Annotated in this window: 11 protein-coding genes and 2 tRNA genes; 7 read left to right on the top strand and 6 right to left on the bottom strand. The window is 41.3% G+C overall.

All coding sequences use genetic code 11. The annotated features are described in order from the left end of the window. Window positions 1–214 precede the first annotated feature (214 nt). Complete coding sequence (locus K1T76_RS12180; protein WP_019838216.1) at window positions 215–1,492, bottom strand: O-acetylhomoserine aminocarboxypropyltransferase/cysteine synthase family protein; 1,278 nt, start codon at window positions 1,490–1,492, stop codon at window positions 215–217. Window positions 1,493–1,773: 281 nt separating this feature from the next. Here K1T76_RS12180 and ettA point away from each other — a divergent pair, with 281 nt between their 5' ends. Beyond that, a complete protein-coding gene (gene ettA / locus K1T76_RS12175) occupies window positions 1,774–3,435 on the top strand; it encodes an energy-dependent translational throttle protein EttA (protein WP_004974427.1) in 1,662 nt (553 codons plus the stop codon). 128 nt (window positions 3,436–3,563) lie between these two features. Here the strand turns inward: ettA and K1T76_RS12170 are convergent, their stop codons facing one another. From K1T76_RS12170 to K1T76_RS12150, 5 genes are all read right to left on the bottom strand, one after another. Further along, a complete protein-coding gene (locus K1T76_RS12170; RefSeq protein WP_230245483.1) occupies window positions 3,564–3,905 on the bottom strand; it encodes a hypothetical protein in 342 nt (113 codons plus the stop codon). A 153-nt stretch (window positions 3,906–4,058) separates the two neighbouring features. Further along, a tRNA-Glu gene (locus tag K1T76_RS12165) sits at window positions 4,059–4,134 on the bottom strand. 36 nt (window positions 4,135–4,170) lie between these two features. Then, a tRNA-Ala gene (locus K1T76_RS12160) sits at window positions 4,171–4,246 on the bottom strand. A gap of 57 nt (window positions 4,247–4,303) precedes the next feature. Next, entirely contained in the window at window positions 4,304–5,812 is a 1,509-nt protein-coding gene (gene gltX, locus K1T76_RS12155; RefSeq protein WP_230245482.1) for a glutamate--tRNA ligase, read from the bottom strand. A 141-nt stretch (window positions 5,813–5,953) separates the two neighbouring features. Further along, entirely contained in the window at window positions 5,954–6,241 is a 288-nt protein-coding gene (locus K1T76_RS12150; protein ID WP_019838212.1) for a hypothetical protein, read from the bottom strand. Between the two features lie 205 nt (window positions 6,242–6,446). Here K1T76_RS12150 and K1T76_RS12145 point away from each other — a divergent pair. The 6 genes from K1T76_RS12145 to ftsI all read left to right on the top strand — a co-directional run bounded on the left by K1T76_RS12145 (window position 6,447) and on the right by ftsI (window position 13,401). Further along, window positions 6,447–7,537 (top strand): IS4-like element ISAba1 family transposase gene (locus K1T76_RS12145; RefSeq protein ID WP_114318428.1). Its coding sequence is split into 2 segments (ribosomal slippage): window positions 6,447–6,987 and window positions 6,987–7,537, totalling 1,092 coding nucleotides; the frame shifts between segments, so codons are not numbered across the junction. A 297-nt stretch (window positions 7,538–7,834) separates the two neighbouring features. Continuing rightward, the gene (locus tag K1T76_RS12140) at window positions 7,835–8,893 is read left to right on the top strand and encodes an RNA-guided endonuclease InsQ/TnpB family protein (protein WP_230245436.1); all 1,059 of its coding nucleotides are present in this window, start codon (window positions 7,835–7,837) and stop codon (window positions 8,891–8,893) included. 209 nt (window positions 8,894–9,102) lie between these two features. After that, window positions 9,103–10,116: a sulfate ABC transporter substrate-binding protein gene (locus K1T76_RS12135; protein WP_230245481.1), complete on the top strand. Its 1,014-nt coding sequence runs from the start codon at window positions 9,103–9,105 to the stop codon at window positions 10,114–10,116. Window positions 10,117–10,312: 196 nt separating this feature from the next. Further along, complete coding sequence (rsmH, locus tag K1T76_RS12130) at window positions 10,313–11,224, top strand: 16S rRNA (cytosine(1402)-N(4))-methyltransferase RsmH (RefSeq protein WP_230245480.1); 912 nt, start codon at window positions 10,313–10,315, stop codon at window positions 11,222–11,224. A gap of 11 nt (window positions 11,225–11,235) precedes the next feature. Beyond that, on the top strand, window positions 11,236–11,565 hold the full coding sequence (gene ftsL / locus K1T76_RS12125; RefSeq protein ID WP_372238848.1) for a cell division protein FtsL: 330 nt from the start codon (window positions 11,236–11,238) through the stop codon (window positions 11,563–11,565). A gap of 12 nt (window positions 11,566–11,577) precedes the next feature. After that, the gene (gene ftsI, locus K1T76_RS12120) at window positions 11,578–13,401 is read left to right on the top strand and encodes a penicillin-binding protein PBP3 (RefSeq protein ID WP_230245479.1); all 1,824 of its coding nucleotides are present in this window, start codon (window positions 11,578–11,580) and stop codon (window positions 13,399–13,401) included. The last annotated feature ends 4 nt before the right edge of the window (window positions 13,402–13,405 follow it).

Below are 13,405 nucleotides of genomic sequence, written 5' to 3'. Positions count from 1 at the left end.
TATGATAGCCGATTTCACAAAAAAAGCTATGCAATAAGTGGTTGAATTTAAAAATGAATTTAGAGTAATTGCTCTATTTTTGTGATTTGTATATCTTTATTTTTACCATAAACTAAAGCTAATGCAAAGACATACAAAGAAAAATTAAAATAAAAAAGCATCCTGTTGAAATTAATCAGCAGGATGTCAGTACAAAGCTTGAACTGATGAGTTTTTATACGGCTGCTAAAGCTTGCTCTAAATCAGCAATTAAGTCATCGGCATGTTCAATCCCGATGGACAAGCGCACCATATCTTCACTCACACCTGCAGCCTTGAGTTCATCTGCACTCAACTGACGGTGAGTGGTGGTCGCAGGGTGGCAAGCTAGACTCTTGGCATCGCCAATATTGACCAAGCGGGTGAATAATTGCAGCGCGTCAATAAAGCGAGTTCCGCCTTCACGACCATCTTGCACACCAAAGGACAGAATTGCAGAAGGTTTGCCTTTTACATATTTTTGCGCCAACGCATGTTGTGGGTGATCTTTTAAACCTGCGTAATTAACCCATTTCACTTTTGGATGTGACTGTAAATATTCCGCGACTTTTTGCGCATTTTCAGTATGGCGTTCCATACGCAGACTTAAGGTTTCTAAACCTTGTAAAATCAGGAATACGTTATGCGGGCTAATCGCTGCACCTGTGTTGCGCAGAGGTACTACACGTGCACGTGCAATAAATGCCGCAGCACCTAAAGCTTCTACATAATTAACCCCGTGATAGCTTGGATCAGGTGTATTTAGCGCTTTAAAACGCTCAGGATATTTGCCCCAAGGGAATTTGCCGCTATCGACAATAATGCCGCCAATAGACGTACCATGACCGCCTATATATTTGGTCAGTGAGTGAATAATAATGTCTGCGCCAAAATCAAATGATTTTTGCAAGACAGGTGTGGCTACGGTGTTATCCACCACCACAGGAATGCCGTATTCATGTGCAATTTTTGCAATCGCTTCAAGGTCAATAATATTGCCCAATGGGTTGCCAATTGACTCTACAAAGACCAGTTTGGTTTTGTCATCAATCAGGTCGCGCAAGCTTTCAGGCTGTTGATAATCGAAGAAACGCACCTCAATGCCTTGTTTAGGCAAGGTGTGGGCAAATAGGTTGTACGTACCGCCATATAAAGTTGATACTGAAGCAATGTTGTCGCCTGCTTCAGTAATGGTTTGAATGGCGTAGGTGATTGCAGCCATACCCGATGCTAAGGCCAAAGCTCCAATCCCGCCTTCAAGCGCTGCAACACGTTGCTCCAATACTGCAGTGGTTGGGTTCATAATACGGGTGTAAATATTGCCTTGTACTTTTAAATCAAATAAATCGGCACCATGTTGCGTATTATCAAAGGCATAAGAAGTGGTTTGGTAAATCGGCACTGCCACGGCTTTGGTGGTTGGTTCTGGGCTATAGCCTGCATGAATCGCCAAGGTTTCGTCTTTATAGGTCATGTTTACTTCATCTTCGTGAGTTAAATTGGCTTGAGTCTAGCACTTTTAAATATGAAAGAAAGTGTAAAAATGCTGCAATATTTAGCTGTAAATTTGATATAGCAGGCAAAAAGTCCTGTGCTTATCCGCTGATCGCTAGACTTGTAACAAAGCATGCAAGATGTTTGTGGTGTCTTATTTTTTCTGCGTATTCAGGTATAATACCCGATTATTTTTTCGCTCATTAGAGCAGGGGCTGCTCATCTGAGCCCCAGATTTGGTTTTCTATTGAGGAGTCCTACGTGGCCCAATATATTTATACGATGAACCGAGTGTCGAAAATGGTTCCGCCTAAGCGCGAAATCTTGAAAGACATCTCCTTATCATTTTTCCCAGGTGCGAAAATTGGTGTGCTTGGTTTAAACGGTGCAGGTAAATCGACTTTGCTCCGTATTATGGCGGGCGTAGATAAAGATTTCTCTGGTGAAGCTCGTGCGCAGCCAGGCATCAAAATTGGTTATCTTGAGCAAGAACCACCACTAGACCCGAGCAAAGATGTACGCGGCAACGTGGAAGATGGTGTGCGTGAAGCTTTAGATGCTTTAGAGCGTTTAGACCAAGTTTTTGCCGAATATGCAGACCCAGATGCAGACTTCGATAAACTTGCAAAAGAGCAAGAGAAGTTAGAAGCGATTATCCAAACTTGGGATGCACACAACCTGAACAATCAGCTTGAACAAGCAGCGGCAGCATTGAATTTGCCAGCTTGGGATGCTGATGTAAATAAATTGTCGGGTGGTGAGCGTCGTCGTGTGGCTTTATGCCGTTTGTTATTGTCTAAACCAGACATGTTACTTCTAGACGAACCGACGAACCACTTGGATGCAGAATCTGTATCTTGGTTAGAGCGTTTCTTAAAAGACTTCCCGGGTACGATTGTGGCAATTACCCACGACCGTTACTTCTTGGATAACGTCGCAGAATGGATTTTAGAACTTGACCGTGGACATGGTATTCCATATCAAGGGAACTACTCTTCATGGTTAGAGCAGAAAAATAACCGTTTAGAGCAAGAGCAGAAGCAAGAAGAGTCTTTTGCGAAAGCCTTGAAAAAAGAATTGGAATGGGTACGTTCTAATGCGAAAGGCCAGCAAAAGAAAAACAAAGCGCGTATGGAGCGTTTTGAAGAGCTTAACTCGCGTGAATTCCAACAGCGTAACGAAACTTCTGAAATTTATATTCCACCTGGCCCACGTTTAGGGAACAAAGTGGTGGAAGTGGAAAACATCAGCAAGTCATTTGGTGATCGCTTACTTTACGAAAACCTTTCCTTTACTGTGCCGCCTGCAGCGATTGTGGGGATTGTCGGTCCAAACGGTGCGGGTAAAACGACTTTATTCCGTATGATGACTGGCGAGCAGCAACCTGATACGGGCAGCGTGACTTTAGGTGACTCGGTAAAAGTGGCTTATGTCGGTCAGATTCGTGACACTCTAGATGATGACAAAACTGTTTGGGAAGAAGTTTCTGGCGGTTTAGACATTTTGAAAGTGGGCGATTATGAAATTGCATCGCGTGCTTATATTGGTCGCTTTAACTTTAAAGGTCAGGATCAGCAAAAACGCGTTGGTGAATTGTCGGGTGGTGAGCGTAACCGTTTACAATTGGCAAAAATTCTACAGCAGGGCGCAAACGTGATCTTGCTGGATGAGCCATCAAACGACTTGGATATTGAAACTTTACGTGCACTGGAAGATGCAATTTTAGTCTTCCCAGGTACAGTGATGGTGGTATCGCACGACCGTTGGTTCCTAGACCGTATTGCAACGCACATCTTGTCATTCGAAGATGAGCAACCAGAATTCTTTACAGGTAACTATACCGAGTTTGAAGAATATCGCCGCAAGAAATATGGTGATGATCTAGCAACTAAGCGTAGCAAATACCGTAAAATTGGCGCTTAAGTCTTAAAACTTGAATTCCCATAAAAAAAACCAGCCGTGAAGGCTGGTTTTTTTTATCTTGCTCGATAATGTGGGCTGGTGATCAACGTAGCAATATTCTGCGTAATTTGCTTGTAGATCAGTGAGGTTTAAACTTCCCACTCATGTGAGCATTCACGGCACTTCCATTGTTTTTGCGACTGCATAAAAGCTTGCATAGAAATTTTGAAATCAGGCAAATCACGATAAAACAAGAAACCTGCAATCACACACAGTACAAATACCGCCACAGTAATGCTTTGTAAGGTTGTACCTGCACCATCACCAAAAATCCACATGGCAATACTGATCAAAACAAGAAGTAATAAGACAAATACCGCTGGAATAAGCATCACCAAGCTTTTTGGCACGACAGGACGCGGTGTTGCTTGACCTGACTGTGCAACAGGCATGATTTTTGGGCTTTGACATTTAGGGCATCGGTATTGCATTACAACTCCAAAATTCTAATCTGATCGTTATTCTAACCAAATGTACGGCAAATCAAAAACAGTCTGTCAGAAAACAGGGCAATAAAAAAGCCCAAGTCATTGCTTGAGCTTTATTATAAGATGAATATAATCGATTTATATTCATCTTGAATATGGCGTCCCTACGGGGATTCGAACCCCGGTTACCGCCGTGAAAGGGCGATGTCCTAGGCCTCTAGACGATAGGGACTTGATGAGGCAACACAGGTAAAGCCTTATTTAAACTTGGTGGAGTCAAGCGGGATCGAACCGCTGACCTCTACAATGCCATTGTAGCGCTCTACCAACTGAGCTATGACCCCAGTCTGTGTGAGCGCAATATTAGGGCTATTGCGCTCACACGTCAACAAAAAAATGAATTAAGCTGGATCAATTGCATCATTTTTCGGCAATTTGATGCTTTCATTCAGTTTTTCCCAGACTTTCACTTCTTTTTTGCTTGGTCCACCAACCACTTCTAAGGCATGACGCAAACGTGCAAAAGTCAGATCAGGGCCAATGGTGACCATGGTTTGCATCACAGGGGTAGATGCAGTTGAACCTGCAATTGCAATAAAGAACGCAGGCATGAAATCACGCAATTTGACTTCCATTTGGTTCGCTAAATCCATCAGGGTTTGGCTCACCGTGTCGTTGTTCCAAGTAAATAGACTTTCTAAACGCCAAATTGCAAATTGCAAGCTTTGACGCACTTGTTCTTCAGACAGTTTTTTACTTTCAAACTGTTCCTTGCTTAAGCTTGGGAAATGGTTGAAGTAATGTGCAGACCAATTGACCGCTTCTGAGAGTAAATGAATACGCGGTTGAATCGCGGCAGCAATCTCTTCCAATTTGGCTCGATCTGCTTTCCAAGCCAATAAGGTATCTAAGAGCTCAGCAGGTGAAAGTGCTTTAATCCATTGACCATTCAGCCAATTGAGTTTTTCTACATCAAAGATAGGGCCGCCCAGTGAGACACGTTGAATATCAAAGTGTTTAATCATTTCGGCTAAAGTGAATTTTTCACTTTCATCTGGCATTGACCAACCCATGCGACCTAAATAGTTCAGCAACGCTTCGGGTAATACACCAATGTCTTTGTAATAGTTAATTGAAGTCGGGTTTTTACGTTTAGATAATTTTGATTTGTCTGGGTTACGCAACAGTGGCATGTGGCACAACACAGGCATATCCCAACCAAAATATTGATAAAGCAATTGGTGTTTCGGTGCCGATGGAATCCATTCTTCACCACGAATCACGTGGGTAATTTGCATCAAATGGTCATCGACCACATTCGCCAAATGGTAAGTTGGTAAGCCATCTGTTTTCAGCAGAATTTGCATATCGACTTGCGCCCATGGAATTTCCACTTCACCGCGCAGCATATCGTTAAATTTACATACGCCTTCGGTTGGCACTTTCATACGAATCACATGCGCTTCGCCTGCCGCTAAACGACGCTGCACTTCATCTGCTGACAAGTTTAAACCACGACCATCGTAGCGTGGGCTTTCACCACGTGCTTGCTGTTCTGCACGCATTTGATCGAGTTCTTCGCTAGTGGCGAAGCAATAGAAAGCATGTCCTTGTTCGACCAATTGCAAGGCATATTGCTTATAAATATCCATACGTTCAGATTGGCGATACGGTGCGTGCGGGCCGCCTACATCCGGACCTTCTGCCCAATTTAAGCCTAACCAACGCAATGAATCCAAAATCATTTTTTCAGATTCAGGGGTTGAACGCAGTTGGTCAGTATCTTCAATACGAAGAATAAACTCACCACCGTGTTGTTTGGCAAAACATAAGTTAAACAAGGCGATATACGCTGTTCCCACGTGCGGGAAACCAGTAGGAGAAGGCGCGATACGAGTACGAACAGTCATAAGCAAAAATTAATTCAAAATGTAAATTGCAACCATTATAACGAAAAAGCCCAAGTACTTAATGTTAAATTCAACATTCTGTACTTGGGCGTTTCAACTGCATTTGAAAAGGGGATCAAAGGCAGTAAGTTTGATGCGGAGTTATGAGTTATCTTGCGGGAATAAGGCTTGTACGAAACGGCTAAAACGCTGATTTTGCAAGGCAAAGAAGTTTTGTGTTGGAGCGACGTGAATAGAAGTCAGTACCTTTAAATCATTATTTGATTCAAATTTTTGCTTATCTGCCTGTTTTTGTTGGGTAAGGGCTTTTTCAATTAAAGAGCCTTTTTCCGCAGTTAAATGGGTCTTACTTTCAGTAGACTTGATCACAGCACTGTGACTGACTGTACTTAAAGTGAGTAATGCTGCGCATATGAGTTTAGATTTCATCTTGATTCCCCCCCTTTCCTTTATGAATGAACTCACAATTTATAAATTGTTTTAATCACTTAAATATTTAATCATAAAAACCTTAACAAAAGCAGACTTTCGTCACACTTTCAATAAGATCTTTATCATTATTTCTCTGTACACGACAAAAATAGATAACTCATTGAAATAATGTCACAATAATTGTTTTCTAACGACGAATACTATGACACATCTCAATGAGTTATATCTTATCTTAAACAAATCTCTAAAATGGAACAAGTCACATTTAAAGTGCTTTGCGCTCATCATGCTTGTGATTATTTTAAAGCAAACATGTAATCTTTCTTCTGCATCTAAAGCCTTGCCCATCAAGTGCTTACCACAATCATTTTATCGACGTATGCAGCGCTTCTTTGCAGGTCAGTATTTTGATTATCGTCAAATTTCTCAGTTGATTTTCAATATGTTTTCATTCGACCAAGTGCAACTGACTTTAGATAGAACCAATTGGAAATGGGGAAAACGAAATATTAATATCCTGATGCTCGCAATCGTTTATCGTGGAATAGCGATACCTATCCTTTGGACATTGCTTAATAAACGTGGAAATTCAGATACGAAAGAGCGTATTGCTTTGATTCAACGCTTTATAGCCATTTTTGGTAAAGACCGTATTGTGAATGTGTTCGCAGACAGAGAGTTTATCGGTGAGCAGTGGTTTACATGGTTAATTGAACAAGACATCAACTTCTGCATTCGTGTTAAAAAAACTTCATTGTCACCAATCATTTAGGAAAGAATCATAAAATTAGTGATTTATTTCGCCATCTTAAAGTTGGTCAAATTGAATGTCGTAAACGACGGATTTTGGTTGGTCGGGTGAAACTATATATAAGTGCACTACAGTTAGAAAATGGAGAGCTTTTACTCGTCGTTTCTCCTCAGTTTAATGCCAATGCTATTCAGGATTATGCATTACGCTGGGAAATTGAAACCTTATTCAGTTGTCTCAAAGGACGCGGGTTTAATCTTGAAAATACGCGCTTGACAGACCCTAGACGAGTGAAAAAATTGATTGCGGTGTTAGCTATAAGCTTCTGTTGGTGTTACTTAACGGGTGAATGGCAACATGATCAAAAAAAAGCGATAAAAATAAAGAAGCATGGACGACTCTCAATGAGTTTATTTCGCTATGGTTTAGACTATGTTCAAATGGCGATTCAGCGTTTAATTGGTTTTGGGAAAAAAGAAGAGTTTAAGGAAATTTTGGCAATTTTAAGAAAGCAGAATCCTGATAGGATAAGGGTTCTGTGAAATTTGTCGTGTACAGAGTCATTATTTACTCACTATATACCGATTTGTCCATTGAGCTTTGGATTAGAACATGTTGTAACAAACAACTGTGGAGATATCGTGAAGATTTTTACAAAAGTCACAATAAAATTAATTTGAGAAGGTTGGTTTGATGTTGTTTATCCACTGGAGCGTAAAACCTCGTGGTTCAGCATGAGGATATAAGCGACTAGGGTAAACCATATGAACGACACGAAATGTCGTTTTAAATACTTGTACTATAGTCATTATTAAGAAAAATATTGTTAAAATAATTGGATGAAGACACTCAAATTACGCATAAAAGACAAACATTGTAAGGTGCTAAATCAGTTAGCATCCGAAGTAAATTTTGTCTGGAATTATGTCAATGATTTGTGTTTTAAACATCTTCAAAGAAAACAACAATTCTTTTCAGCATACGATATTGCAAAATACACGAAAGGCACATCGAAAGAATGCAACTTGCACAGTCAAACTATTCAGGCAGTGACAGAAGAATTGGTCACAAGACGCAAGCAGTTCAAAAAAGCAAAACTAAAATGGCGTGTCAGTAATAAAAAATCAGCTAGACGTTCATTGGGTTGGATACCGTTTAAAAAGGTTGCAATCAAATATGCTGATGGCTATGTTCAATATGGCAAGCATCAATTTAAACTATGGGATAGTTACGGATTAAGTAAATACAATATCAAAACAGGCACATTCGTAGAAGATAGTCGTGGACGTTGGTATGTTTGTCTTGTAGTTGATGCAGTCAAAATAGAAAAAAACAACGCTAAAACCTCAATTGGCATAGATTTAGGTTTAAAAGATTTAGCGACTTGTTCAGATGGCGTAAAACTTAAAGCACCTCAAATCTATCGGCAATATGAACAAAAACTTGGTATTGCTCAACGTGCAAAAAATAAGAAACGTGTCAAAGCCATCCATGCTAAGATTAAAAATGTAAGACAAAACATGCTGCATCAATTCAGCCGAAAATTGGTTAATGAACATGCAGCCATCTTCGTTGGCAATGTGAATGCCAAAGCATTAGCACAAACCAGATTGGCTAAATCAGTGCTAGATGCCAGTTGGACAACACTAAGAACCATGCTCAAGTATAAATGCGAGAACGCAGGGGTATGTTATGAAGAAGTCAATGAAGCCTATACCACCCAAATCTGTTCGTGCTGTGGCTCACGCTCCAGTAGTCCGAAAGGTAGAGCAGGACTTGGAATAAGAGAGTGGCAGTGTGTGGAGTGCGGTACGCTCCATGATCGGGATGTAAATTCCGCACTGAATATTCTTGCGCTCGGACATGAGCGTCTAGCAGTAGGAATCTCCGTCCTTTAGGTCGGGGAGGATGTCAATCACTTTTCATATATCTAATTCATAAAAAGGTATAAACTTTGAATAACGCTGCATCTTAAATTAAATCTAATAAAAACAAATAAATAAAGCTGAATTCATTGAGTTTAAAGATTTTTTTGTGTTTTTACAAATTGCGCAGCGCCTAAGCATTGCATATATTGAGTGATAGATTAAAAGTGATGTGTGTTGTAATGAAAACTCAATTGAAAGCTTTATTGGCTGCTGCTCTATTGGCAACAGGTTTTGCTGCAACGACTGCTCAGGCTGCAGATCGTCAGTTTTTAAATGTATCGTATGATGCAACCCGCGAATTTTATGATGAATTTAACAAGTCGTTTGGTCAGTACTGGAAAAAACGTACAGGTTTAGACGTCAACTTTAAACAATCGCATGGTGGTTCGGGTAAGCAAGCGCGTTCCGTGGTCGATGGTTTAAAGGGCGATGTTGTAACTTTGGCATTAGCGAATGATATTGAAGAAATTGTAAAGTCAGGTCAGATTCAAGCGGGTTGGCAAAAAGAATTTCCTCATAACTCTGCGCCTTATACCTCGACCATCGTCTTTATGGTGCGTAAAGGCAATCCGAAAAAGATTAAAGATTGGAATGATCTAACCAAACCGGGCTTACAAATTATTACCCCAAACCCGAAAACAGGTGGTTTGCCGCGTTGGGTGTATTTGTCGGCTTGGGGTTATGCAGAAAAGCAACCGGGCGGTTCTAAAGCCAAAGCGCAAGAATTTGTAGGTAAGATGTACCACAACGTAAAAGTGATGGATTCGGCAGCACGTGCATCGATGACCACATTCGCTGAACGTGGCATTGGTGATGTGTTGTTGACTTGGGAAAATGAAGCCCTTGTGACTTTAAAAACCTTAGGCAAAGACAAGTTTGATATTGTTTATCCATCTATTTCTATTTTGACTGAACCTTCGGTGGCAATTGTAGATCGTACAGTAGAAAAAAATGGCAATAAATGGTTGGCGAAAGGTTATATCAACTATTTGTATTCGCCTTTAGGTCAGGAAATGGCGGCTAAACATTTCTACCGTCCACGTAATGAAAAAGTCCTTGCAAAATATGCTGCACAATTCCCGAAATTAAAAACTTTCACCATTGATGAAGTGTTCGGTGGTTGGGAAAATGCACAAAAAACCCATTTTGTGAATGGTGCAATTTTCGACCAAATTTATAATGCTAAGCGTTAAGCACATATTCATTGCTGTCTAATCTTTGATTGGATTGGCGCACAAAAAAATCTCTACGGAGATTTTTTTGTGCTTTAAAAGCTCAAAAACGGTTTTCCCTATGAAAAGTAATATTTATCTACAAAAAGACGTTTGGAGCTTTGCCAAAACAAGGTAATAATGTGCAGTTAAATTTTAGCTGTATTGATTGAACCTTATGTCGCATATTTCTGTATTACTTCATGAAACTGTTGATGCCGTGTTGGCAGATCGCAATACAGGAATTTATGTCGATGCTACCTTTGGACGCGGTGGACACACGCGTTTGTTATTATCCAAATTGGATGCGCAGGCGCGAGTCTATGCCTTTGATAAAGATCCACAAGCTTTGGCTGTGGCAGCAGAATTGGCGCAGCAAGATTCTCGCTTTCAAATTATTCATGCCAGTTTTGCCGATATGCAGCAAGCGTTAAATGATTTGGGTGTAATGCAGGTCGATGGTGTGATGGCTGATTTAGGCGTGTCGTCACCACAGCTCGATCAGGCAGAACGCGGTTTTAGCTTTATGAAAGATGGCCCGCTTGATATGCGTATGGACAATTCGCAAGGCCCGACTGCTGCAGAGTGGTTGGTGGATATTGAAGAAGAAGCCTTAGCCAATGTGATTTTTCAATATGGTGAAGAGCGCTATAGCCGCCGTATTGCCAAAGCCATTAAACAGGCGGGTTATATTGAAACCACTGCACAATTGGCTGAAATTGTAAAAGTTGCCCATCCGAAGTGGGAAAAAAACAAACATGCTGCAACGCGTACTTTTCAGGCAATTCGTATTGCGATTAATAAAGAATTAGAAGATATTGAAAACTTCTTGCCACAGGCGGTTGAGGTGTTGAAACCCGAAGGTCGTTTGGCTGTAATTAGTTTCCATTCTTTGGAAGATCGTTTAATTAAACAGTTTATTCAAAAAGAATCGAGCTTGCCTGAAGATTCAGGTTGGGGCTTGCCACAACAGCAACAAGATACACGTCGATTGAAAAAAATCTTACGTGTACGTGCTAGTGATGAAGAAGTCAAAGCCAATCCACGCTCACGCAGCGCATGGCTACGTGTTGCAGAACGATTAGCTTGAAAAGGCCAATAATGAAAACTGAAAGCGTTGAAAAAAATCAATCTCAAGTGCGACTGAAAAAAATGGTCGCCTATTTTATTTTATTGGCGCTGGTGTTTATCAGCGCGATTATGGTGGTGTTTCAGGTGTTTGAATATCGCCATGATTATCGTGAGCTGAGTTCTTATATGCGCGAGCGAGATGACTTAAATGCCGAGTGGGGGCGTTTGTTAATTGAACAGCAGACCTTTGGTGCAACTGCCCAAATTGGCACCCGTGCGGTGACGCAATTGCGCATGTATTCACCGCCTGCACAGCAAACGGTGGTGATTTCTTTGCCTACAACTTCAGCACAACAATAAGGCGAGTCGCACATGGTCGATACGCGCAAAAAGCAAACCCGAAAGAAACAGCAATCGGTAACTGGAAAAAATGCCATTCATGTAGAAATGTGGCGTTTTTACTTAATGTGGGCTGTGGTACTGCTAGTGTTCGTGGCACTGGTGGGACGGGCATTCTATGTGCAAATTATCAATCATGATTTTTTACAAAACAAAGCCAATGCCAATATTTTAAGAACTGAAAAACTAAAAGCCATGCGTGGGGTGATTTATGACCGCAATGGCGTGCCTTTGGCAATTAGTACCCCAATTATGAAAGTGGTGATTGATCCACGTGATTATTTTGACAATAAAAAGCTGTTTGATGAAATTACCGCAGAGCTGGAAAAAAATCCGACTAGCCGTAAATTGCGTCGTCAGTTACCAGATAAAAACTTAAATTTAGATGAACTGGCCGATGCGGTTGGCATGGATCGTCAGGAACTCAAACAAAAAATGAATGAGCGTCCACGCTCACGTTATTTGGTGCTGCAAAAAGAAGTGCCACCGCAACAGGCAGAACTGATTTTAAAACGCAATTTCCAAGGGGTATATACCGAAAAAAACTATAAGCGTTATTACCCACAGCCGCAGCCGAATGCACAAATTATTGGTTTGACCAACAGTGAGGGCACAGGTATTGAAGGCTTGGAAATGCAGCTGAATACCCGTTTGGCTGGTGTAGATGGCGAACAGCAAATCATCCGTGACAAAAAAGGTAACCGAGTTAAAGACCCTGAAGTCATTAAAGAAGTAGAACCGGGTGAAAATATCACCTTAAGTATTGATTCACGTTTGCAGTACATTATGTACCGTGAATTAACCGCAGCAGGTGTCGCCAATAATGCACGTTCGGCAACTGCTATTGCGGTAGATGTCAAAACAGGTGAAATTCTGGCAATGACCAGTTGGCCATCGTATAACCCGAATGACAAAAAAAGCTTATCGAACAAAGATGCGATGCGTAACCGTGGTGCGGTCGATTCTTTTGAGCCGGGTTCGACCATGAAGCCTATGACTGTGGCAATGGCACTGGAAAGCGGTAAATATTCACCGAATACCGTGGTTAATTTAAGTGGTGGCTCAATGCGGGTGGGTAATCACACCATCCGTGATACTCACAACTATGGCTCACTGACTTTGGCGGGGATTATCCAAAAATCGTCAAACGTGGGGGTGGCGAAAATAGCTTTATCTTTACCGTATGCTACCTTACCGACTTTTTATAAGCGTTTAGGATTTGGTGCGCGTTCGGCGGTGAAATTTCCGGGTGAAAGCGCAGGTTTAATCTTGCCGCCAAGCAAATGGAATGTGTCCGAAGTGGCGACCATGTCTTATGGTTATGGTTTGAATGCCACTGTGCTGCAATTGGCAGATGCTTATGCCATGCTTGCCAATAAAGGCGTAAAAATGCCGCTGAGTTTATATAAATTAGAAGAACAGCCCAAAGGTGAACAAATTGTCGATGCTAAAATTGCTGACCAAGTTCTACTGATGATGGAAGCGGTAACTTTGCCAGGTGGTACAGCACGTCAAGCCAATATTCCAGGCTATCGAGTTGCAGGTAAAACGGGTACAGCACATAAACTTCGTGCAGACCGCAAAGGCTATTCACAGACTGAATATCGTGCCTTGTTTGCTGGGGTTGCGCCAGTCAGTGATCCGCGTTTAGCCATGGTGGTCGTGGTGGAAAATCCAAAAGGACAGTATTATGGTGGTTTGGTGGCAGCGCCAGTATTTGCTCGTGTGATGCAAGAATCTTTACGTTTAATGAATGTACCTTTAGATAAACCTTTAGAAACTCCCAACATCCAATAACAGG

The organism is Acinetobacter sp. PW68 (genome assembly GCF_020982655.1).
Classification (GTDB): domain Bacteria; phylum Pseudomonadota; class Gammaproteobacteria; order Pseudomonadales; family Moraxellaceae; genus Acinetobacter; species Acinetobacter towneri_A.
Note: the sequence above shows the minus strand (reverse complement) of the source record. Positions and strands in the feature narration are given on the sequence as shown.